Source organism: Runella defluvii (assembly GCF_014195535.1).
GTDB lineage: Bacteria > Bacteroidota > Bacteroidia > Cytophagales > Spirosomataceae > Runella > Runella defluvii.
Genome location: NZ_JACIBY010000004.1, coordinates 307,392 through 332,998 on the forward strand (window position 1 = coordinate 307,392; position 25,607 = coordinate 332,998).

A 25,607-nucleotide genomic window follows, 5' to 3' on the forward strand; every position below is an offset into this window, starting at 1 on the left:
AAAATGAAGTTTTAATAATTTAGAACTGGGCTTTTATCCCAAGGTTGAACAAGCGTGTTTGTGGGGCGTTGCCTACGTTCATTTCCATGATTTTACGATTCTCAGAAACGGTCAGCAGGCTAAAGCCATTGGCATACACACCTAACTCACGCACAAACGAGTTCATTTTGAGCAGATCTGTCAAGTCGTAGGTGATTTGTACTTTTGTCAGGTCAAAACGGTTGGTTTTGTACATCCAGAAATCAGACGAGCGGAAGTTGTTATCGCTGTTTAAGGTGGTTAATCTTGGGTAAGTGGCCGTCGCTTTTGTCTCTTCGGTCCATCTTCCTCTGACCACGTCTGAGTACTTATCTTCCCCATCCACCCAGAAATAAGAGCTGTTACGCATGGCATTTCCGCCAAAACGGCCCGTACAAAGGGCAAAAAACGTTAGCTTTTTCCACTGCGCCGTCAGGTTTACCCCCAACGTAAGGGGAGAACCAAACCAGCCGCCTTTGCCAAGGTAAACCTCATCGCGGGTGTCGATGATGCCATCTCCATTTTGGTCTTTGTATTTAATGTCACCTGGTTTTACTTGGCCAAACGTTTGGGTAGGAGAGTTCACAATCTCATCTTGGTTTTGGAACATCCCTAAGCTTTGTAAGCCCCACATGGTATCAAGGGGTTTACCTTGGCGGTTTTGGTACGAGTTTTCGTACAATTCTGCTCTTTTGCTGGCGATAGCTTCATAATACGTCCCATTGACGCCCATTGTCCACTGTACTTCCCCGTATTTTTTGTTCAAACTTGCGCCAAAATCAAAGCCAACCCGCTTGTCGTCATTGTAGTTGACAAAAGGAATAAACGATGACACTGGCCAGCCTGTGGTAAAGTAGCTTGGAAACAAAACAGAGGCTTGAATAATATTTCCAGAGAGTTTGTTGATGAAGAACGAACCATTGAGTGTCAAGAGTTTTTTGAAAAATGTCCCCTCAAATCCAAGGGTGATTTCTTCTCTTTTGGGAAACTTCATGTTGGGGTTATCTCCTCTTCGCGACTCGGTCGCCTGAATACCCGTACCGTCTTTCCAGCCATACCACGAGCCTGCGCCTGTATAAACGCCTTGGTACAAAAAGTAGTTTTGGATGTCAAGGTCGGTGTGCAAAATGCTGGCCGAGGCCGTCAGTTTTAAGTCATCAATGACGCTGGAGTTGCGCAAGAAATCTTCTTGGCTTACTCGCCAGCCCAAAGCAACCGACGGCGAGAGTGCTTGGCGATTGCTTGGGGGGAGTTTGGCCGAATGGATGTAGGCCGCGCTCAGGTCTAAATAGTACTTGTGCTTAAAGTTATAGCTGGCCAAGAAACCCAAGTTGGCATTGCTTGTACGGTGATAAATGGCCGACTCCGACTGCTGGAACCCATTGGCCAACAAAATCGCCGACAAATGATGGTTGCCGTTGAAGGTACGGTCGTAATTGAACTGACCTGAGAGAGCAATCGTTTGGCGGTAGCGGTTGCCTGACACGTTTTGGGTACCAGAGCGTGCGTCTTGGTTATAAACAGTTAGGTTGCTAATGAGGTCAGTACCGCTGTATTTATTCCAAGTAGGGGCGTAGGTAGCATACGAATAGTTGTATGATAACGTGTATTCTGTGGCATAATCAACGGCAAAAGCTGACTTGAAACTAAGCCCTTTCAATACGTTTCTGAGGTCGGCCTTGATTCCTGTGTTGAACTGAAATTGTCGGTTTGCGTATTGGTTATTTCCACCCGAATAAATCGTGGCGATGGGGTTGGTTTGGTCTAATTGTGTACCACCAAGTAAATATTTTCCATCAATAATGTTGTTGCTGTTTTGAACAAATACCTGAGAAGCAGCGTCTTCTTTTTCAATCAAATCAATGGGAATCAAGGGAGAGAAACGATTGGGGCGAACCGTGGTGGCGCTGTTCCAAAAGTTAGCGTTTACGCCACGTCCCGTAAAGAAAATAGCCGTAGCATCGGCGTTTACGCTGATAAACTCGTTCAACTTGATGTCGATATTTCCACGGAAATTGAGGCGGTCAGAGTTGTTGTTGTTTTTCGCTTCGCCAAAGTTTAAGAGAGAACCTGAAGTGGCATATCCTAAGTTGGTATAATACTTCACGCGCTCGTTTCCACCCGAAATCTCCGCCGTTGCATCGTAGCTACCGTAGGCATTTTTGAGGTATTCGGGCGAGTAAAAATCAATGTTAGGATAACGGTACTTGCTTAGCCCCGAAGCGTGATTGTAGATGTCTAACTCAGAGTACAAGTTGGTGAGCCCATCGTTTCGGCGTGCTTCGTTGTAGAGGGTCATGTATTCGGCCGAGCCCAAATAGCGTGGAAAAGCTTTGGGTGTGTTGACGCCGCTGTTGACCCGCAAGTCAAATTTGTTTTGACCGATTCCCCCTCGTTTCGTAATGACGTTAATCACGCCTTTGGCGGCGCGGCTACCGTACAAGGCAACTGCGTTGGCACCTTTCAAAAACACGATTTGGTCAATCTCGGTAGGGGCTACGTTGCCAGTTTCGCGAGGAACGCCATCAATCATAAACAAGTAACTGCCCATGCCCCAGTTACTATTGCCGTTGAAACCTGGAATAAGCGCTTCCATGTCGGCAAGGGTATAGGTAAAATAATTTTTAGCAAGCAGTTCTTGCACGTTGACCGAGGCTACGCCGCCGAGCAAGTCCTTTTTATCGACATCCCGAAAAGCAACGCGAACTTGTTCGTTGACTTCTTCGGGCGTCATCACGATTTCACCGATTGGCCCCGTTGAGGTAATGTATTTGGTTTTAAAACCTGGGGCAACGATGGAGAGCATTTCGTTTTTGGGTACTTCGAGGGTGAACGTACCCGAGGCGTCGGTCACAGTAGCTTTCCCGATTTCATCGGAGCTTTTTACCACAGCACCACTGATGGGCTGTTTGTTAGTGCCAACGATGGTGGCTTTGATTTTAATAGGCGCCGTGTTTTGCCCCATGACATTGGCTTTGGGTAAAGCCAACAGGAGACACAAGCCCAAAAATATTTTTATAAACTTCATTGCTTATTCGTTTATCAATTGATTATCTCGTTTTGGGAAGTCGCAAACCTTTTACCAACCAGGGTTTTGAGGGAATTCCAAATACAAATTCACGTCGTTTACCTTGAGTGGCAACCAGTTGTGTTTTTCGGTGAACCTGCGTTCGAGGATAACACTTTCACGGATGTTCAAGACACGGTTATCTTTCGGGTCTTTGGTAGGGTCTAACACTGTTGCTCGGTCAAATTCAATTGATTTTTTGAGCGTATAAGGGCTTTTGGCAATTAAGAGCCAACGGCGGAGGTCATTGAAACGGTGACCTTCAAAGGCAAGCTCCACGGCGCGCTCGCGGCGAAGTTCTTCCATGTATTTGTCCAACGAACCCAAGAATTGGGCATCTACACGACCTACACCAGCGCGTTCTCTGATGACATTGATGGCATCGACGGAGGTTTTGCTGTAGTTTGTTGATTTACCCGCCGACGAGCCGTAGCCCTGAGCCGCAGCTTCGGCATACATCAAATAAATATCAGCTAAACGCATGTAGGGTAGGTGAACGTGCAAGCTTTTGTCATAGCCGTAGCCTTGGTCGTATTTGTTGGCCGTACGTGGTACAAATTTGAACAACAAGTAGCCCGTGCGGCTTCCCGTGGCGATGTCGCGGTAGGAGCCACCCGTGTGTAAGTTGGCGTAGCGGTTGTTAGCTTCGCTGGCGTTAGGAATGCTCCCTGCGACCATTCGGACACCGTCAAAAACAATGTCATTGTAGAAACGTGGGTCGCGGCCTCTCCAAGGGTATTCAGGGTTATAACCCGACTCGGCGTCGGCTTTTGTGATGTCCTTGATAGGCAAGCCATTGGCCATTCCGTAGTAGTTGACGTAATTGGACGTTGGCAAAAATTTTACATCACCTTCGCTGATAATCAGCGGGCTGTACTGCTTACTTGTTCCCCAGTTTGAGCTATTGGCACCATAGTAAGGGCCACGGAAGATGGCCTCCGTTGCACCTGGGATTTGCCAGTTTTGGCCTGTGGTGTAGAAGTTGGTATAGAATTGAGCAAAAGGCACTAATTTATGCGGTGCTTCGCCACTTTCGCACAACTTGAGTAATTCGCCAAATGCTTCGGCTGCTTTTTTGCAATAATCAGCATTGTACGAAGTACCGCCACCCGACACCGAATTCATCAATGGGCTACCTGCCCAGAGGTAATTTTTGCCCAAATAACCCAGCGCCATGATTTTGTTGATGCGCAATTGGTTTTTGCCCAACGTTCTTTTTCCTGCGGTTGTATTGTCCCAGTCGGTAGGCAATAAGTTGGCAGCTTCTCTGAAATCAGCGGCGGCTTTGTCGGCACATTCGCTGTATTTGAGGCGAGGGAGGGTTAGTTTTTCGTCTCCAGGAAGCACTTTGTCGATGTAAGGAAGCCCGCCAAAGTACTGCATAAACATAAAATGATACCAGCCACGGAAAAACAACAATTGTCCTTTGATGAGGTCTTTTTCTTCTTGGGTGGCGTCGGTCAACTTATCCAAATTAGCGAGTCCTAAATTGGCTTTGCGGATGCCATACCAACCCAACCCCCAAAGCGATTTTGTAAAGCGATCGTCGTTGGTTGAGTTGTTGTTGCGGTCCATCCAGCCCGCTTGCCAGCCGTCAAAATTGCGCTGCCAGCCCCAGAAATCACCGTTTTCGATTTTTACCCCAAAGTGAAAGTTTTGGGCTGTCGATTGGATTTCGTCCTCACCCCAGTTCCATGAGTTGGTCCAGTAGCCATTAGAAAAATCGGGAATGGTATGATAAAGCTCTTCGGTAAAACCTTGGAAATTGATAAAGTTTTTAAACGCATCTTTTTCAGATACAAGCGATTGTGGGTCACGATCCAAAAAATGTGAGCATGAAGTAACCCCAAAAGTGAGGGAACAAACTGCCGCTACGCAGAAAAGTTTTATTCTCTTTTTCATGGTTGATTTATTAGAAAGTAATGTTTAAACCTAAATTAAATCTCTTCACTGTAGGATAAGCTCCTTGCGACGCCCAGCCTGTTCCAGCGAAATTGGACTCTCTATCGTCAGGCATTTTGCTCCAAGCAATGAGGTTGTTTCCGTTGAGATAGATTCTGAGGCTGTTCAGTCCAAGCTTCCGACTACGTTCTGGCGTGAAGTTGTAGGCGATTTCTGCATTTTTTAAGCGCAAATACGAGCCATCAAACATATACTGGTTGCCTCGGTAGTCGCCAAAAGGCGTGGTAAGCCAGCGTGGGATGGGGGTTCCTGTCGGGTTTTGAGGTGACCAATATTCTCCTTCATGATAGACAGTCGTGCTTTGTGAGCCCAAACTTGTGAACACCACTTGGCGGGTTGTATTGTTGACCGCATAGAACTGAACAAACGCCGAGAACCCTTTCCAGTCCAAACCAAAAGTGGCATTGTAGGTGTTTTGTGGCCAGCCAGTATGTCCGTAAGGAATTCGGTCTTGAGAATCAATCACCCCGTCGCCATTGTAATCGACTAAGTAGTAATTTCCCAACAATTTCTGATTGTCATTCACATTGTGCATGGTACTGCCATAAAGCTGGTCCCAAGTGTTGTACAAGCCCTTGCTCACGTAAGAATAAGCTTGGTCGATTTGCATTCCCTCTGGTTTTTGGTAGTCGGGTAGCAATTCTGGCGTAGCGCGTTCAAGGATTTTATTTTCAGTGTGGGTCATGTTGAGATCGGCCCACAAACGTGTTTTGCCAAGATTTTTATTAAAATGAAGCTCGATTTCGTAACCATTGGCTTTTACAGCACCTAAGTTGGCAACTGGAGGGGCGGCGCCAAAGTAACTTGGGACGTCTGACCGACCTGTCAAGAGGATTTTACTTCTGTTGTCTTGGAAATAATCAGCTTTCCCTTTGACAAAACCCTTGAAAAGCTCGAAATCTAAGCCAAGATTGTATTTTTCAGATTCTTCCCATTGTACGGTAGGGTTCCCGACGGTGGACTGAGAATACCACGTATAAGGGCTTTGCTCAGCACCTTCCCCGTTTACCCCGAGTCTTGATTTTCCGCCATAAGCCCATTGTTCTAAGTAAGGCCAGCGAACGCCCAAGTTATCAAAACCTGTTTGGCCATACGACAACCGAAGTTTAAGCGAGTTGACAAAGCGAATTGGCTTCATAAATTGCTCGTTTGAGATAACCCAGTTGGCACCTCCAGAAGAGAAAAAGGCAAAACGATAGTCTTTCGCAAACTGCTCAGAGCCATTGTAGGCACCATTGTACTCGATGGTGTATCTATTGTGGAAGTTGTAGGTGGTTCTAAATACCCAGTCTTCGCGGTAAGATGGAATGGTGTTACCACTGGCAAAGACGTTTCTGTTGGTCAAAGCCATCAAGTTAATGTTGTGCTTGCCAGCAATGGTTTTGTTGTAATTCAGTTGGAGCTGATAAAACAAACGGCGTTGGCTGGCGCCAATACTTCCAGCGGCGGGCGACCATTTGATACCTTCCTGAAAATCAAAACCAGTGATGCCATCCACGGCTTGTTGGTACGTAGCTACGCCCGTTTCGGGGTTAATCCACTTGCGTTGGGTGTTGTTGTAAAGGTCATTTACCCCACGATTCGACTCAACAAAGGTGTTGTCCAATGATACTGTTCCTGCCGCCCTCAACCCTTTGACAAGCATGTCTAGGTCTTGTTCGAGGGTAAAGTCGGTTGTAATACGGGCGGTAGTTTGGTACTGAACACCGCCAATCGCAAGGCTCAAAGCGGAGTTTTCAGCCCTTGCTTGGTTGGGAGCATAAAAACCCCATGAGCCATCGGCATATTTGGGCAAAAACAAGTCAGGAGCAGCATTGTAGGCATCAATCCAAGGGCCATATTCGCTACCTGTGAACCCCCAAGGGCTTTTTCTGACGCCATACGAACCCGAGAGGTTGGTTTTTAATACCGTGCTTTTTGTCAACTGAAAATCTAAGTTGCTACGTACGTTGAGGCGGTTGAAGCCAAAACCCTGTTGGTAGCCACGGCGGTTGTCATACACTTTAAACAAATCAGCCTCTTGCAAGAAGTCGGCGCTGGTGAAGTACTTGACCAAATTGGTTCCCCCGCTGATGTTCAGGTTGGCATTGTTAGAAATCGCATGAGATTTAAACAACGCTTCCTCCCAATTGACGTTAGGGTAGCGTTCGGCTTCTTCTAGGTTGGCAGGATTGCGGTATTTGCCAAGGATGGCTTCTGGTAAGTAGTTTCTCCATCCCTCAGGACGCGTAGCGAGCTCGTATTCGATGGCCTCGTTTCTGATTCTTAACGCATCGTAGGCGTCGTACTTTTTGGGCAATTTGGACGCCGCTTTCACGATGGTGTTGACGGTAGCTCTGATGGAAGCCTTGCCCGTTTGCCCCCGCTTGGTCGTAATCAAAATAACCCCGTTGGCACCTCTCGAACCAAAAACGGCAGTAGCCGAGGCATCTTTCAAGACGGTGATGGTTTCAACCGAACTGATGTCCACGCTTGTCATAGGACGCTCCACGCCATCGACCAGGATGAGGGGTTCAGAGTTGTTCCAAGAACTACGACCACGAATGAGAATCTGCGGGTCTTCTGCCCCAGGAAGTCCTGTACTGGCATTGGTGATAAGTCCAGGGACGTTACCCGTCAATGCCGCACCAATACTTGATACCCCTCCCGCGCGTTCAAGCTCTTTGTTGGTGGTTTGAGTAACGGATGCTACAACGCCTTCTTTGCGCTGCCGTCCGTAACCAACTACCACGACTTCGTTTAGTTCTGACAGTGACTCTTCCAGTACGACGTTGATGGTTGTTTTAGCTCCAACCACGACCTCTTTGGTTTTGTAACCAACATAACTTACAACCAATGTTTGATTGGGCGGACAAGTGATGGAAAACTCGCCCGAAGCATCGGTGTTTACTCCTCGGGTGGTTCCCTTGAGGACAATCGTAGCGCCAGGGATGGTTTCTCCCGTGTTGGACTTCACCGTCCCTTTTACTGTTTGGGCTTTTGTCGTTTGTGCTCTCAACGACAAGCCCGAAAACCCAATCAAAAGCGATACACACCAGATGACCAGGCACAGCTTTTTCTGAGTGGTGGAAATGTAGAAGTTAATGTTTCTCATAAATCAATGAAAACATAATTTATTTGATAAATAATATGATATTACTGCTGCAAAGAAAGGGGGTGACTCAAAAATAGAGTAGCACAAATCACCAAATAAGCGCTACAAATGTTCAGTCATCTTAGAAAGTGTCAATTTTACACGATTATTATTCAAGAAGGCTTGCCCGAACCCGAAGAATGAAGAAGAATGGGGGAGGTAAGAGGGGGTAATCTGGGTTCTTTCAGAGGGAAAACACGGAATAAACGTTTGACCTTTTAGTGATTTTCAATCCCAAAAGAATATATTTACTAGCGTTTTTGCTTACTCTGTTATTGATATATGTCTATTATGAACCGTTCGGATAGCGAGATTCTCGAAAAACTAACTCGGCTGATTGAAAATAATGTAAGCAATTCCGAACTTTCGTTAGAGGCGGTTTATAAAGAATTAGGAGTTAGTAAAACGCGCCTTCACCGCATTGTTAAAGAAAAAACCCAACTCTCTACGACGCTTTATATTAGGAGTATTCGTCTTGACAAAGCCAAGGCGCTGCTTGATTCTTCCAATTTGCGTATCACCGAAATCGCGGGTTTGGTAGGTATAGATAGCCCCCAAAATTTTAGCAAGTATTTTATTCAAGCCTATGGCATTAGCCCTACGGAATACCGAAAAAGTAAAAATGATTTACCGATTCCGCAGGAAGTAGAGGCGGTAGAAGAAGAGGTTTTGTTGCTTGAAGAAACGCTGACGCCGCCGAGTAGCCCCATGACGCGTCGGAATTGGGTCGTTGTTGGCCTAATAATAATGGTGCTCGTGGCGGGCGGGGTGTTTTGGGGAATGTTAAAATCTTCGACGGCCAACGCTTCCGACGATTACATGCCGTATTTTGACAATTCCGTTGCCATTTTGCCTTTCAAAAGTCTTAACCAAGATCCCGCTTTGGCAGATGGTATCCTGAACGGCCTGCATTCATCGCTTTCGTTGATTGAAAACCTAAAAGTGATTGCCCAAGGTTCAACAAATCAGTACCGTGATACCAACAAACCCAATGGGCAGATTGGGAAAGAACTGGGGGTGGTGTATCTATTAAAAGGAACGGTCAAGGAGCAGAACAACGCCATCGAAATAGGACTGACGCTGATACGCGCGCAGGACGAACATCAAGTTTGGAGTCAACAATTCAAAGGGGATTTGTCCCAACTTTTCCGATTGAAGAATGAGATGATACAAGGCATTGTGGCGCAATTGAAACAAAAAATTTCGCCCGCGCTTTTGCAAGAATTGGAACGCGTACCTACGCAAAATCAGGAAGCTTATCAGGAGTTTTTGCTCGGACGTACCTTATGCCTGACCCGTACCAAAGAAAAATTGCTCGAAAGTATTCTTCGTTTTGACAAGGCGTTGGCCTTAGACTCCACCTTTGCCGAAGCTCAAGCTTACAAAGCGAGTGCGTGCTTGTTTTTAGGAAATATGGGGTATCGGGAGCTACAGCCATCAATGGAGCTGGCCGAAGAGCAAGCGCTCAAAGCCATTCAGTTGGATGAACACAACAGCACAGCCTATGCCACATTGGGCAATATTTACCGCGGGCGGTTTAGGTGGAAACAAGCCAAAACGGCCTACGAAATCTCTCTCAAATATCGCCCTAACGATGCCCAAACCATCTACTGGTACAGTCTGTTATTGCGCTCCATGGGCCAACTGAGCGAAGCCCTGCGGTATAGCACCAAGGCCGTTTCGTTAGATCCATTGTATCCCGTGATTCTCTCTGGTCATATCTGGAATTGTGCGTATGCCAATCGTGACGATTTAGCTCAAAAAGCCCTTGCCGATGGAAAATTGATTTTTGATGACTCCTTTGTGTATTACATGGCGAGAGGTGAGTATGAGCTGCACCACAACCGGTTCGACAAAGCCCTGAAGGAGTTTACGAAAATGGAACAACTCAATCCAAACATGAAGTACGGGAATGTGAGCAGTGCTTTCTGCGCGGCCAGGTTGGGAAATTCAGCCCCTACTCGTACGTTGTTGAATAAAATGGGTAACCAAGCGCAGGATTTTGTCAGTAAATCCATGCTTTATGCTGGCTTAGGTCAAAAAGACAGCAGTTTAATTTGTTTGGAAAAGGCAGCTTCGATGGGGCGTGTCTCTTCCGAGATTTTAGTGACTCCCATGTACAGAGCCATTCGCAAAGAGCCCCGCTTCCAGGCCGTGCTCAAACAATTCGGACTGCCCGCCTCTGCGACTGTTCAATAATCCCGAATTTTTCTATTACTGGCTTTTGCCCGCTTCCAATATAGCCTTTGGAACAATACACTAAGCTTTTGGAACAATACACTAAGTTTTCGGAACAATACACCAACTATTTTTCTTCCCTTACCCCTACTTTTGCTTTATCAGTAAACGCATTGTTTCTGCGTATTCCGTCCTCAAATCAACTAGGCTAACAATCCCCTCAACCATGACGTTAAGAAGGCTCTTCAGTGCGCTGTTGGCGGGATTGCTTTGCTTGAGTTGTACACATGACGAAAGCACTGCCCAAGCCAACAATGTACAGTTGGTCAAATGAAAACCAAAAAATCAGCCGTCTCTCTATTTACCACCCTGCACACCCATAAATCTCATGTCTCACATTTACCCAACCATGACTCATTTTTACGCATCTATTTTAGGATTGGCCCGTATGTCGGGCTTCCCATCGGTTTTTAGCAGTTACTTTCTGATGGTGCTGGTAGGTAACAGCCTGATTAGCCAAACCGGCTACGGCCAATGCCCAACCTTTAGTATCTCGGCTACCACCAGTAGCCCCAACGGCACCACTGCCACCTGGACAGCTCCGGGGCCCTACCTCATCCGTATTACGGCCAAAGGCGCAAAAGGCGGGGATGGTTCTAATAGTAGCGGTGGTGCCGGTGCTACGATTACGGGGGAGTTTAGCGTGACGGCGGGGCAGGTGCTGGAGCTGATAGCCGGTGCGCCCGGTCGTAATGCTATTGGTCCTGTTGCTGGTGGTGGTGGTGGTGGTGGTTCAGCGGTTCGCTTTCAAAACGGCGCATTGCTGCTTGTAGCCGGTGGTGGTGGTGGTGGTGGTGGTCTTTCTGGCGTTGGTGGCGGTGGTGCAAGTGGGCCTACCGGTACCTCTGCTATTGGTGGTGGTGGTGGTATTAATTCGGGTGTTTCTGATTTTAATGGTAGTGGTGGTGCCGGTGATAGTGGTGGTGGTAATGGTGGTGGTGGTGCCGGTGGTGGTGGTGGTGCCGGTGATGGTGGTGGTCCTAGTAGTGGTGGTGGTGGTGGTGGTGGATATAGTGGAGGTAGTAATGGTATTGATGGTATTAGTGGTGGTGCTGGTGGCGGCTCCTACAACGCGGGCACCAACCAAAGCAACGCCGCCGGGGCCAATGCTGCCGGTGGGGAAGTGGTGATTGAATGTTTGGGGCTGGCAACACCAACTCTTAGTATCGATGATGTCAGCCAATTGGAGGGCAACGCCGGAAATACTATTTATACTTTTACGGTTAGCCTTGATCAACCTGCACATGCAGGTGGTGTGACCTTTGATATTGCTACGGCTAATAATACAGCCACTACAGCTGATAATGATTATACGGCCAAATCATTGACAAGTCAGACGATTCCACAAGGTAGTTCGACATACACCTTTACAGTGTCTGTCAATGGTGATTTAAAATTTGAGTCAGACGAATCTTTTTTTGTCAATATTACCCATGTAACGGGGGCAAACGTTACGGATGCCCAAGGTGTTGGAACAATCAGGAATGATGATGCGGCTTGCTCAAGTAGTAGTACGGTCACCACTGGTACTACCTTTTGTAACGAAGGCGGCATTACAATCAATGATAATGGGGAGGCTACGCCTTATCCCTCCTGCATTTCTGTATCGGGCCTAACGGGTACGATTGAGAAAGTAACAATTACGCTAAAAAACTTAACGCACACCGCGCCTGATGACATTGACTTACTACTGTACTCTCCGACTGGTCAAAAATATGTTTTTATGTCTGATGTCGGCGGTACGAATGCCGTCACAAACCTTGATTTGATTTTCGACTCAAGTGCAGGAAGTGCATTACCGAACAACACGACATTGGCCAGCGGAACTTTCAGACCGACCGATTTTGAGGTAGGTACCGATGTTTTCCCTGCCCCTGCTCAGGCGGGCCCTTATACCTCCGCGAGCACCACATCTTTGGGAATACTTTTTAATAATAGTAATCCAAATGGCACTTGGTATTTGTATGCAGTAGATGATGCCGCTACTAATACAGGAAGTATTGGAGGCTGGTGTTTGAACTTTACCATGAGTTGTACTCCCCCCAATATCACTGCCCCTACCGTCACCCAACCGACTTGCGCCAACCCCAAAGGCACGATTGTTGTCAACGCCACAGGAACGGGCACAATAGAATACAGTATAAACAATGGGGATACTTGGAGTACCAATGCCACTTTCAGTAACCTAGCTGCGGGAACTTATAACATCAAAGCACGTATTCAAGGCAGCAACCCTACCTGTGCGACGACTTACGGAAGCAACCCCGTCGAACTTACTTCGCCTCCCAATGTCACTGCTGGTACACTCTCGTCAAATGTAGCAAGCATCTGTCAGGGGGGAAGTGTGGACCTGACACAGGTAGGACAAACAGGTACCAGCACTTTTGTTATTTTCCAAAATAATGCAGCAATCGGCTCTTATGCCTCCATAGAGCAAGCAGAAGCATTTTTTGCCACTGCTGCCCCCAATCAGTATTGTGTCTATACCATAGCATATTTAGGGTTAAATAATGGCTGTGGTAATGTCGCTGGCTTCACGCTGGCACAAATCATTGATGCCTGTCTTGATGAGCAATGTTATGAAGTCGGAGTGCCAGTGTGTATAACGGTGAACCCTGTGGCAACTATCCAAGCTCCCACCGTCACCCAACCTTCTTGCGCCAATCCCAAAGGCACGATTGTTGTCAACGCTACAGGAACGGGTACAATAGAATACAGTATCAACAATGGGGATACTTGGAGTACCAATGCCACTTTCAGTAACCTAGCTGCGGGAAATTATAACATCAAAGCACGTATTCAAAGCAGCCCTACCTGCGCGACGACCTACGGTACCCCCATTGTGTTTTCTTCGCCGTTTTCTGCCACCGCTATCGATACCTGGACGGGTTGCGTATCTACTGATTGGGCGACGGCAGGCAACTGGCAAGACGGTAGCGTTCCTACGGCTACTGATGATGTAAATATCCCTAATGTAACAAACGATCCCGTTATTGGAGCGGGTACGGGTGCCGTGGCCAAGTCGGTGCTGGTCATGGGCGGAGCGGTACTGACGATAAATGCTACGGGAAGCCTTGCTATCAACGGCGCAGTATCACCGCGTCATGGATTAGACAACTATGGTACGTTGGACAATAGCGGTACCATCCGAGTAGGTAATACCAGCGCAGTTGGAGCCATCGGAATTGTGCATCGAAACGGCGGTACATTTAATAACAAATCAGAAGGCGCTATTTACATTGACCAAGCCGCGGGCAGTCAAGCATTTTATTCAAACGGCTTAATCAACAACGAAGCCCTTATCAAAATTGGCAGCAATGCAGCTGTTACTGGGGAGGGAATAAGACTAGAGGGTAATACGTTTAATAACAAAACAGGTGGCTCGATTTATATTGATTGGACGGGTAGCAATGCCATTTACCTAGTGAATTCGGGTACTGTGATGAATAATGAAGCCCTTATTGAAATCGGAAGCCAGAAGGATATTAGAGGAGTGGGGCTTCGAAGTGCAACTGGTTGCACGTTTACGAATAAAAGTGGGGGGGAGATACGTATCAATCGAATAGGTATTTTAAATACGAACGTCATAGGCGCTATTCGGAATGAGGGAACCTTCACCAACGATGCGGTGATTACCATTGGAAATATTGGACTTGTTCATGCACAAGACGGTATTCTGAATGCTGGAAACAGTTTTACAAATAGTGCCACAGGAATCATTTCTATTGCTAAACCTTGGGGCAATGGTATATGGAACAGTACGGGTACTTTCCAAAATGCGGGCAAAATCACGATTAGTAATGTGTTTAATGCTAGTGAAGGAAGTTTTAGCACGGGTATTCTGAGTACGACAGCTTTTACCAATACCACAGGTGCAAAAATCTACATTGACCAAGTGCAGAGCGGCATTGTTTCTACCCGTGCGTTTACCAATTCAGGTTTGATTCAGATGGGAGAAAATGGTCCTTTGACAGGTAGCGGTATAGCTAATGTACAAGGAGTTAATGCCGTGTTTAACAACAATGCAGGTGGAGACATCAGTATCAAACAAACGGCAGTAGATGGGGTGCAAAATGAGGCTGGTTCAATCTTTAACAATAATGCTTGTGCCAAGCTTACCATTTTTGATAATCTCAACAATGCGGGTACATTTACCAACACAGGACTGTTTACTGTTAATACTGCGCAAACGCATACCAATTCGGCATTGACCAATGATGGGGTCATTGAGTATCCACAAGGTAATTCAATACCAAACGTCACCAACAATGATATGATTGTAGCTCCAATGGCGGTTTGTGGAACAATAGGCACTTCTGCCCTTCAAATCGGTGGTGCCAATAACTTTACAGTGGGTAGTACGTGGTACAGCGACGCCCTGCTCACTACCCAAGCGGGCACGTATGACCAAGCATCCAATACATTCACATTGACTAATTTGGCACTGTCGGGTACTCAAACGATGTATTTCTCAGTCAACAATGCGAGTAACCCTTGTGCTAAGACGGTGTCGATTCAAGTGACGATGAAAGCACTGCCTACGGCGGCGATTACAGGTGGGGGTGTTGCTTGCAAAGATGGAGCTTCCCCTACGGTTATTTTTACGGGTAATGGGGGGGCAACACCTTATAAATTTACTTATAAAATCAACGATGGTGCTCCGCAAACGGTGACAACCACAAGTGGCAACAGCGCCACTGTAACAGCTCCGACGGGTGTATCTGGTTTGTTTACGTATAGTCTATTGAGTGTAGAAGAAAGTTCTACGCCTGCCTGTAGTCAAACTCAAACTGGTAGCGTGGAGGTGACAATTCAAGGCAAACCCACTATTACATTAACAACTCTTCAACAAACGCTCAACGAAGGCAACAGCCAAACCTTCTGCGACACGGATGCGAATCCAGTTAACGGTTTGCAGTTTAATGTTTCGAGTTCTTGCGTAGTGGGCAATCCCGTTTGGCGGGTACAAGTGGGCAGTGGTGCGTGGAGCGAGTGGATGACCAATTCACCAGTTTCCCAATTGTCCAATAACCAACCCTACCGCTACCAAGCGGCTTGTGATGCGAGTTGTGCTGTGACGTACACGAATCCGATTGAGTTGACGATTAATTATCGATCAACGGTACCACAAAATGTGTCTCTACTAGTGGATGGTGTGACGATAGCAGTGGGCGAGACCAAGGAAGTGTGCAGTTTGGTGAATATTCCACTTAGTTTTAATGCCAATTGTGGGGCAAATGAAGTGACCATTTATTCGGTGGACGGTGGCGAATACAGCGCGGGTGTACCCGTTGGCTTGGTGGATAATCAGTACCACAATTACCGCGTACGTTGTCGCCAATCAGGTGGAACGGTTTCCTGTGTGGAATCAGAATCTGGCGTGATGCGGTTAAAATTGGTAGTAATACCTTCGGCACCAACGGTATCGTTATCATCGACGGGCAGTTGCAACAGTGGTTCAAGCTTCAGTGGTCAATCGTCATGCGGAAGTTTGCGGACGGTTTGGTACAATGCCAGTACGAATGTGGCCTTGTCAAGTTTGCCTGCGAGCTTACCTTTGGAAACAATCTCATACTACGCTCGTTGTCAGACGGAAAATGGTTGTGTAAGTGAGAAGAGTAATGTAGTGACGTTCACAGTGACGCCAATTCACGTCGCGCCAGCGATTACGGTGAGTCAAGACATTGTCTGTACAGGTACAACGGTGAAAATTTCAGCCAACTGCCCCGCAGGTAGCCAAACGTTTTGGAACACGGGCGTAACGGCCTCAAGTTTTGAGGTAGCGTTCAGCAACGTGACGAAGCAGACGTATTGGGCAAAGTGTCTTTTTGAGGGCGGTTGTCAAAGTGCTGAAAGCGTTCGCAAGGACATTTATTGGAATGCTTTTGTGGTGACGTTAATCAACATCGGCGACTCTAAATCGGCAGTAAAACCAGCCAACGACAAATCATTGTGGAGTAGTCAATTCATCACGCGAGATGGTGGTCCTGAATTGGAACAAAGTACGCAAGTAAATCCGACTTTGTATTACGTAGAAAATGCCAACAAACAAGCGCCTCGTTACTGGACCATCAACGTAGAAGCGTGTGGATTAAATACCGATGGTTCGTTGACGTTTGATATGTTGGCGACGCCTGAAATGGGCATAATTCGTTCTTTCAACACGCACGAAAACAACGCGCCGTATTTCATGTATGCTAACCGTGAGGGCTGGACGGAGTTGTACGCCCAAAACCACCCTGCTTACGGCTTTTACCAAGATAATGGCGCAGGCGGTAACGTTTACGATGCAGGGTTACCAAAAGGTTTGTATAAACTAGGCATTCGTTATTGGGATCAAAAAGGTTGGGGCAGTATTTATCCCTCGACGCGGAAAGCACAAGGAAATGTGTTGGCCTACCAAGAATATTGGTTCAGAATCCAGTCGAAAGACGGCGTTGGCGTGGGCGCAGCGAGAGAAGGGGCAAATGGCAAGGAGCAAGAGGCAAAAAGCAAAGGGCAAGGAGCAAGGGTCGGACCGTCGCACGGCAAAGGGTCGGATAACGGACAACCGATAACTGATAACGGATCTTTCGCCACCGTTCTTCCCAACCCCGTCACGCATACGCTTCGCCTTCAAATCCAAAATAGCAAAGGGCAAGTGGTACAAGCGGCATTGAGCGATGCCGCAGGCCGTGAAATTTTGCGTCGCCAGTTTGTGCCCGAAACCAACACCCACCAAGAGGAGTTTGGGGTGAGTGCCTTACCGACGGGGATGTATTTCTTGAAGGTTTCGACGGCTGACCAGCAAGCGACGCTGAAAGTGGTGAAAGTGGAGTAGGTGACTTCTAATGCCCGAAGTACTATCCTATTAAAAATGCAAAAATGCCTTCAAGTCACTTGAAGGCATTTTTGCATTTTTAATGTATTGATTGTTAGGGTTTTGTGATTTGTGATGTTTTTGTGATGCGTCAATTTTGGTAAAAAATGGATTATAAACTAACCTTGCTAGATGAATTTTCTTAATGACATAAAATCTTTTATAAGCAGGCTGTGGTGGCTGTTTTTATGGCTGCTGGCGCTGCTTGCTTGCTTAGCAGTCTGGTGGTATTTCGAAGATAGAATCGAACGCTTAAAACAAAACCCTACTCCCTTTTCAACCCATTCACAAAGTAAGTTATGAAACTAACTCTTCAACTTTTTTTATTGATTCTGTGCGGGGCGCTTTCCTTGGGCAGCCATGCGCAAAGTGCACCTGAAGTACTCTATCTTCAAACGGTGCCGAGCGTTAGTGGGTGTGCTGGCTCGGAAGCTAATGATGTTGTTACCATTTGGTCAAATTCTCCCCAAAATTTGACGGTAACGCGTACTTTTTATACCAGTGCTGATTGTGGGGGAGAACCTAGTTCAGCTACTACCTTTGAGATAACCCCGCTTGGAATATCTACTCCTGTAAGGTTGAAAATAACTCTACCCCTAGGGATGAAAAGTTGCAAATTTAATGTAGTCTCACAAAGCAACCTAAGTACTTCAGCCTGTCTCCCCCTTACTGTCAATCCGGTTCCCTCCCGTCTCTACGTGAATGCCTCGGCGTCAGGTGCCAATACGGGTCTAACGTGGGCCGATGCTTTTACGGATCTTCAATCGGCACTCAGCTATCCTTGTAGTAGTAATTTAACGGAAATTTGGGTAGCAGGAGGTACTTACAAACCTACGGCTGATGCATCTGGCAATACGTCTCCCGCCAATCCCCGAACCAAAACCTTTGTGATGGTCAACGGTGTGGCTATTTATGGGGGGTTCAACGGCACAGAGACCCAGCTTACCGCCCGAAATTGGCGCAATAACCCCACGATTTTGAGTGGTAATATTGGTGATACTGGAATAGACACCGACAACAGCTATCGAGTAATCAACAATAACTTTACCTCGGGTTCACCGTTGGGAAATACGGCGATATTGGATGGCTTTATTGTAGAAAAAGGGTATGCAAACGGCGGTTTTCCGTTCAATTTGGGGGGGGGCATGTGGAATGCGTATGCTTCACCAAAAGTACAAAACTGCGTGTTTCGTAACAATTATGCGACGTCTGGCGGTGGGATGTTCAACGATAACTCCTCATCAAGCATTACGAACTGCCTGTTTCTCAACAACACGGTAACGACTGCGGGGGCTGGTATTTCCAACGGAGGTGGTACGGATATGGTGAAGGTGATAAACTGTACTTTTTATGGTAATGCAGGCCCGACGACTATTATCAACGAGAGGTCAGCGACTTCCATCAGCAACAGTATTGTTTGGGGAAACGGCGGCGGCATTTCTGGTGGTACGGTGACGTACTCGAACGTACAAGGAGGCGTGAGTGGAACGGGGAATGTCAATAGTGACCCGCGTTTTGAGAATGCGGTTGGAGGAGATTTTCGCTTGCAACAATGTTCTCCCGCGATAGATGCAGGCACGAATACCAATGCACCAGCCAGTGATTTTGCGGGAAATGCTCGCCCGTTTAATGCGACGGGGGTAAATAATACCGATATGGGTGCCTATGAGTACCAATCGTCGTACAGTGTGTGTAATTGCATCGGGAACAATGGCATTGTTTACGTTAATGCCTCGGCTTCGGGGAACAACAGTGGTCGTTCGTGGGCGGATGCTTACACCGATTTACAATCGGCACTTAATGGGGCTCGAAACTTCCCTTCGTGTGTATCTCAGATTTGGGTAGCGGCGGGGACGTACAAGCCGACGGCTGATGCTTCGGGCAATACGTCTCCCGCCGATGCCCGTATGAAAAGCTTTGTGATGGTTAACGGAGTGGCGATTTACGGCGGCTTCAACGGTACGGAGACGCAGCTTACCGCCCGAAATTGGCGCAGTAATCCCACGATTTTGAGTGGGAATATTGGTGATACTGGAATAGACACCGACAACAGCTACCGAGTGATTAACAATAACTTTACCTCGGGTTCACCTTTGGGAAATACGGCGATATTGGATGGGTTTATTGTAGAAAAAGGGTATGCGAACGGCGGTTTTCCACTTAGTTTGGGAGCAGGTATGTGGAATTCAAATGCCTCACCCAATATTCAGAACTGCGTGTTTCGGAATAATTATGCAGTATCTGGAGGTGGTATGTTCAATGATAACTCCTCATCAAGCATTACGAACTGCTTGTTTCTCAACAATACGGCAACAACCGCGGGCGCGGGTATTTCCAACGGTGGTGCTACAGACATGGTGAGGGTAGTAAATTGCACTTTCTATGGTAATGTAGGCACGACGACTATTAACAATCAGAGGTCAGCTACATCCATTAGTAACAGTATTATTTGGGGGAATGGAGGAGGGGTTTCGGGTGGTACGATAACTTATTCCAACGTACAGGGCGGTTCTGGTAATATCAGTAGTGACCCCCTTTTCGTGAATGCGGCTGGGGGTGATTTTCGCCTGCAGCAATGTTCTCCCGCGATAGATGCAGGCACCAATACCAATGCACCGACTACTGATTTTGAGGGAAATGCCCGTCCTTTTAATGCGACGGGAGTCAGCAATGCAGATATAGGGGCATTTGAGTATCAATCATCGTATGATGTTTGCACAGCTTGTACTAATATTACGGGCGAAGTATTTACTGTTTCTTCCCCCGGTCACAGCCGAACGGTTACTGTGGGCTATTGGAGAGCGTGTGGACTGTATAAAGTGAGAATTACCGCTAAAGGAGCAAAAGGAGGCAATAATGGCGGTGCAGGAGCAATAATGATTGGCGATTTTATTGTATCGTCCAGTCAGGTCCTGGAATCGGTTGCTGGCGCTCCTGGTGGAGATGGTAATAGAGGCGGCGGAGGAGGAGGGTCTGGTACTCGTATTCAAGGCGGTGTGCCCCTGATTATTGCAGGCGGCGGCGGAGGTAATTCTGGTGGAGGCTCAGGCCTTATAACTACCGGTAATGGTCAGGGCGGCAATTGGCTTGTTACCGGCGGCGGCGGCGGAGGAGGTCTTAACGGCAGTGGGTTTGGTGGGGCAATGGGCGGTGGTGCTGGCTTTAATGCGCTTGGCGGTATTGCTACCGGCAATGGCGGCGGAGGGTATGGCGGTGGTGGTGGCGGCACTGGTCTTCACGCCGGCGGCGGAGGTGGTCAGACGGGAGGAACGGCCATTACTCCAAGCAACGGCGGAGCATCGTATAATCTTGGCAGCAACCAAAACAACACTGCTGGAGCCAACAATGCGGGAGGTCAAGTCATTATTGAGTACCTCGGTGCGGCTTCGCTCTCCGCAACGGTTACGCCTACTTCACAATGTACTTTACCCGGCAGCCTCAGCATTGACCTCACGGGCGATCTTAACGGCAATACGTCAGGTGGGGTAGAATATGCCATCGTGGCGGGCAACAGCTTTACGGGTACGCCTACTTTTGCAGATATTACTGCTGACCCGTTCAATTTGACAAGTGGTACGGGTACGACAGAGGGTACTTATACGGTACGGGTTCGTCTCAAATACAATCCGACATTATATGTGGATAATACTTATAGCCTTCTTTCACCCACGACTATTACTCCTACGATAGGTACAGCTACCCCCACAACCTGCGGAGGTTCAGAGGGTAGCATTACGTTGAGTGGATTTTTGAACAATACCGTTTATTCGGTTACGTACAAAAAGAACAGTGTAGCAGTTTCGGCGGCTAATTTTACCTCCAACGGCAGTGGAGTGATTACCTTGACGGGTTTGGGGGCGGGAAATTATACAGAAATAGTGGCTACGTACGGAGGGTGCGTTAGTAATGCGGCGACAGCAACCCTTGAAGACCCCGCTCCACCGACAGCGACGATTGCGAGTAATAACAGCCCGATTTGTTCGGGGAACACTGCGACATTCAGCGTCAGCGGTACAACTGGCGCAACGTTGACTTATACATTAACGGGTCTGGCGGGTAATCAAACGTTGCTTTTGGATGGAACGACTCAGACGATTACGGCCAATAATGCGACGACAGATGTGATGCTCACACTCGTAAGCGTTACCAAAAACAATTGCCTTGTGAGTTTGACAGCGACCAGCACGGTGACGGTGAATCCATTGCCCACGGCGACGATTGCGAATAACAACAGCCCGATTTGTTCGGGGAACAATGCGACATTCAGCGTCAGCGGTACAACTGGCGCAACGCTGACTTACACGTTAACGGGGTTGACGGGTAATCAAACGTTGCTTTTGGATGGAACGACTCAGACGATTTTGGCCACCAATGCGACGGCAGATGCGACGCTCACGCTCGCAAGCGTTACCAAAAACAATTGCCTTGTGAGTTTGACGGCGACCAGCACGGTGACGGTGAATCCATTGCCCACGGCGACGATTGCGAATAATAACAGCCCGATTTGTTCGGGGAGCAATGCGACATTTAGCGTCAGCGGCACGACTGGCGCAACGCTGACTTATACATTAACGGGTCTGACGGGTAATCAAACGTTGCTTTTGGACGGCACGACACAGACGATTACGGCTCCGAATGCGACGGTAGATGTGACGCTTACTCTGGTAAGCGTTACCAAAAACAATTGTCTTGTGAGTTTGAACGCAACCAGCACGGTGACGGTGAATCCATCACCTACGGCGACGATTGCGAGTAACAACAGCCCGATTTGTTCGGGGAACAATGCGACATTTAGCGTCAGCGGCACAACTGGCGCAACGCTGACTTATACACTAACGGGTCTGACGGGCAATCAAACGTTGCTTTTGGACGGAACCACTCAGACGATTACGGCCAATAATGCGACGACAGATGTGATGCTCACACTCGTAAGCGTTACCAAAAACAATTGCCTTGTGAGTTTGACAGCGACCAGCACGGTGACGGTGAATCCATTGCCCACGGCCACGATTGGGAGTAACAACAGCCCGATTTGTTTGGGGAACACTGCGACATTCAGCGTCAGCGGTACAACTGGCGCAACGCTGACTTATACATTAACGGGGTTGACGGGTAATCAAACGTTGCTTTTGGACGGGACGACTCAGACGATTACGGCCAATAATGCGACGGCAGACGTGACGCTGACGCTCGTAAGTGTTACCAAAAACAGTTGCCTTGTGAGTTTGACAGCGACCAGCACGGTGGCAGTGAATCCATTGCCCACGGCGACGATTGCGAATAATAACAGCCCGATTTGTGCGGGGAACAATGCGACATTCAGCGTCAGCGGCACGACTGGCGCAACGCTGACTTATACATTAACGGGTCTGGCGGGTAATCAAACGTTGCTTTTGGACGGAACCACTCAGACCATTTCGGCCAATAATGCGACGGCAGACGTGACGCTCACGCTAGTAAACGTTACCAAGAATAATTGCCTTGTGAGTTTGAATGCGACCAGCACGGTGACGGTGAATCCATCACCTACGGCGACGATTGCGAGTAACAACAGCCCGATTTGTGCGGGGAACAATGCGACATTCAGCGTCAGCGGCACGACTGGCGCAACGCTGACTTACACGTTAACGGGTCTGACGGGTAATCAAACGTTGCTTTTGGACGGGACGACTCAGACGATTACGGCAACGAATGCGACGGCAGATGTGACGTTCACGCTGGTAAGCGTTACCAAGAATAATTGTCTTGTGAGCTTGAACGCAACCAGCACGGTGACGGTGAATCCATTGCCTACAGCGACGGTTGCGAATAATAACAGCCCGATTTGTGCGGGGAACAATGCGACATTCAGTGTCAACGGCACAACTGGCGCAACGCTGACTTATACATTAACGGGTCTGACGGGTAATCAAACGTTGCTTTTGGACGGAACCACTCAGACGATTACGGCTCCGAATGCGACGGCAGATGTGACGCTCACGCTAGTAAACGTTACCAAGAATAATTGCCTTGTGAGTTTGAATGCAACCAGCACGGTGACGGTGAATCCATCACCTACGGCGACGATTGCGGGAACAACAACTGTCTGCAAGAATGCTACTTCGCCCAAAATCACGTTCACGGGAGCGGGTGGCACAACGCCTTACACATTTACCTACAAAATCAACAACGGCTCAGAACAAACCATCGTCACGACTAGTAGCAGCAGCGTAAGCTTAGAAGCACCCACGGGTCAAGTGGGAATAGTTGAATACAGTTTAGTGAGTGTCAAAGATGGTTCATCAACGCTATGTAGCCGAGTCCAAACTGGCAGTGCAACGGTGACGGTTCAAGGCAAACCCACGATTACATTAACAACTCTTCAACAAACGCTCAACGAAGGCAACAGCCAAACCTTCTGTGACACGGATGCGAATCCTATTAACGGTTTACAGTTTACGGTTTCGGGTTCTTGTGTTTTGGGGTCGCCCGTTTGGCGGGTACAAGTGGGAAGCAATGGGTGGAGCGCATGGTCACCCAATGCTCCAGTTTCCCAGCCCTCCAATAACCAACCCTACCGCTACCAAGCGGCTTGTGATGCGAGTTGTGCTGTGACGTACACGAATCCGATTGAATTGACGATTAATTACCGTTCAACCGTACCTCAAAATGTAACAATGCTAGTGGACGGTGTGACGGTAGCCGTTGGCGAGACCAAGGAAGTGTGCAGTTTGGTGAATATACCACTTAGTTTTAATGCCAATTGTGGGGCAAATGAAGTGACGCTTTATTCGGTGGACGGTGGCGAATACAGCGCGGGTTTGCCCGTTGGTTTGGTGGATAATCAGTACCACAATTACCGCGTACGTTGTCGCCAATCAGGTGGAACGGTTTCTTGTGTAGAAAGTGAATCTGGAGTGATGCGGTTAAAATTGGTCGTAATTCCATCGGCACCGACGGTATCGTTATTATCGACGGGAAGCTGCAACAGTGGTTCAAGTTTCAGTGGTCAATCGTCATGCGGAAGTTTGCGGACGGTTTGGTACAATGCCAGCACAAATGTAGCCTTGCCAAGTTTGCCTGCGAGCTTACCTTTGGAAACAATCTCATACTACGCTCGTTGTCAGACGGAAAATGGCTGTGTGAGTGAAAAGAGCAATGTAGTGACATTCACCGTGACGCCTACTCATGTCGCGCCAACGATTACGGTGAGTCAAGACATTGTATGCACAGGAACAAGGGTGAGAATCTCGGCGAATTGCCCCGCAGGTAGCCAAACGTTCTGGAACACAGGCGTAACGGCCTCAAGTTTTGAGGTAGCGTTCAGCAACGTGACCAAGCAGACGTATTGGGCAAAGTGTCTTTTTGACGGCGGCTGTCAGAGCGCGGAAAGTATTCGCAAAGATGTTTACTGGAATGCGTTTGTGGTGACGTTAATCAACATTGGTGAATCTAAATCGGCAGTGAAGGTAAACGACCGGTCGGCATGGACAAGCCAATTCATCACCCGAGATGGTGGTCCTGAATTGGAACAAAGTACGCAAGTAAATCCGACTTTGTATTACGTAGAAAATGCCAATAAAATGGCACCACGTTATTGGACTATCAACGTAGAAGCCTGCGGATTAAATACGGACGGTTCGCTGACGTTTGACATGTTAGCGACGCCAGAAATGGGCGTAATTCGCTCGTTCAACACACACGAGAACAACGCGCCTTACTTCATGTACGCCAACCGTGAAGGCTGGACGGAATTGTATGCCCAAAACCATCCCGCCTACGGTTTTTACCAAGACAACGGCGCAGGAGGAAATTCGTACGATGCAGGTTTACCAAAAGGATTGTACAAGTTAGGCATTCGTTATTGGGATCAAAAAGGCTGGGGCAGCATTTACCCATCAACGCGTAAACCGCAAGGGAATGTCTTGGCTTACCAAGAATACTGGTTCAGAATTCAGTCGCGAGATGGCGTAGGCGTGGGAGCAGCGAGAGAAGGGGCAAATGGCAGTGGGCAAGAGGCAAAAAGCAAAGGGCAAGGAGCAAATGGGCAAGGGTCGGATAACGGAAAACAGATAACTGATAACGGAGCATTCGCCAATGTAATGCCCAACCCCGTTACGCATACGCTTCGTCTTAAAGTGCAAGACAGCAAGGGGCAAACGGTACAAACTGCATTGACCGATGTTTCGGGGCGTGAAGTTTTGAGCCGCCAATTTATTCCCGAAACCAACACCCACCAAGAGGAGTTTGGGGTGAGTGCGTTACCGACGGGGATGTATTTCTTGAAGGTGACGACGGCTAACCAGCAAGCGACGCTGAAAGTGGTGAAAGTGGAGTAACAGGGTTAGTAC

Annotated in this window: 6 protein-coding genes; 3 read left to right on the forward strand and 3 right to left on the reverse strand. The window is 47.9% G+C overall.

What is annotated here, in order from left to right:
• Positions 1 to 19: 19 nt before the first annotated feature.
• From FHS57_RS11575 to FHS57_RS11585, 3 genes are read right to left on the reverse strand one after another with little or no spacing between them, the layout of a single operon-like run.
• Complete coding sequence (locus FHS57_RS11575; protein WP_183973707.1) at positions 20 to 3,046, reverse strand: SusC/RagA family TonB-linked outer membrane protein; 3,027 nt, start codon at positions 3,044 to 3,046, stop codon at positions 20 to 22.
• A gap of 51 nt (positions 3,047 to 3,097) precedes the next feature.
• Complete coding sequence (locus FHS57_RS11580; protein ID WP_183973709.1) at positions 3,098 to 4,987, reverse strand: RagB/SusD family nutrient uptake outer membrane protein; 1,890 nt, start codon at positions 4,985 to 4,987, stop codon at positions 3,098 to 3,100.
• A 10-nt stretch (positions 4,988 to 4,997) separates the two neighbouring features.
• On the reverse strand, positions 4,998 to 8,141 hold the full coding sequence (locus FHS57_RS11585; RefSeq protein ID WP_183973711.1) for a SusC/RagA family TonB-linked outer membrane protein: 3,144 nt from the start codon (positions 8,139 to 8,141) through the stop codon (positions 4,998 to 5,000).
• 321 nt (positions 8,142 to 8,462) lie between these two features.
• Between FHS57_RS11585 and FHS57_RS11590 the strand changes: the two genes are divergently transcribed.
• From FHS57_RS11590 to FHS57_RS11600, 3 genes are all read left to right on the forward strand, one after another.
• Positions 8,463 to 10,379, forward strand: a complete 1,917-nt coding sequence (locus FHS57_RS11590) for a helix-turn-helix domain-containing protein (RefSeq protein WP_221225609.1) — start codon at positions 8,463 to 8,465, stop codon at positions 10,377 to 10,379.
• A gap of 367 nt (positions 10,380 to 10,746) precedes the next feature.
• On the forward strand, positions 10,747 to 17,238 hold the full coding sequence (locus tag FHS57_RS11595) for a T9SS type A sorting domain-containing protein (protein WP_183973715.1): 6,492 nt from the start codon (positions 10,747 to 10,749) through the stop codon (positions 17,236 to 17,238).
• A 338-nt stretch (positions 17,239 to 17,576) separates the two neighbouring features.
• Positions 17,577 to 25,595, forward strand: coding sequence for a choice-of-anchor Q domain-containing protein (locus tag FHS57_RS11600; protein ID WP_183973717.1), 8,019 nt, complete (start codon positions 17,577 to 17,579; stop codon positions 25,593 to 25,595).
• Positions 25,596 to 25,607 lie beyond the last annotated feature (12 nt).